The sequence below is a fragment of the Arcobacter sp. genome (assembly GCF_050300555.1).
In the GTDB taxonomy this organism is placed as follows: Bacteria; Campylobacterota; Campylobacteria; order Campylobacterales; family Arcobacteraceae; genus Arcobacter.
Window position 1 is genome coordinate 1 of the sequence record NZ_JBNKXY010000295.1, and the last position, 571, is coordinate 571.

At 17.2% G+C, this 571-nt stretch carries 1 protein-coding gene; it reads left to right on the forward strand.

The features are described 5' to 3' along the window. Positions 1–96: 96 nt before the first annotated feature. The coding region (locus ACQY5W_RS13405) for a F0F1 ATP synthase subunit A (RefSeq protein WP_428025470.1) at positions 97–571 on the forward strand (475 nt) is incomplete at its 3' end.

Sequence of the window (571 nt, forward strand, 5' to 3'; positions counted from 1 at the left end):
ATTTATATTTTTAATAGTATTTTTTGGTTTTTTCCCGTCATATATATTAAATTTAATAGATTTTTCGACGTTATTTATATTAAATTTATATTTTTAATGGTATATAGTCCTTTGGAACAGTTTAAAATATTTAATTTTTTATTTTTTTCTAATTATAATGTTTCTTTATTTTTTATTTTTTTCTTATTTTTTTTAATTTCAGAAAAAAATAGCGCAATAATTCCTTGTTTTATTTTTCAAAAAATAGAAATAATTTTTTGGACTTTTTTTGAATTAAGTAAATCTAATATAAAAAAATATAATAATTTTTATTTTTTTTTAATTCTTTTAGTTTTTTTTTTTCTTTTATTTTGTAATTTATTCGGTATGTTACCTTATAGTTTTACAGTTACAAGTCAAGTTTTATTAGTTTTTTTTATATCTTTATTTTTATTTTTAAGTATTAATATTTTTAGTATATTTAAATATGGTATAAAATTTTTTAAACTTTTTTTGCTTTTTTTTCGTATCAAATATATAAAAAAATGCCACAAAGACGCAAGACGCGAAGCGCTGTGCTCTAAGCTCTACG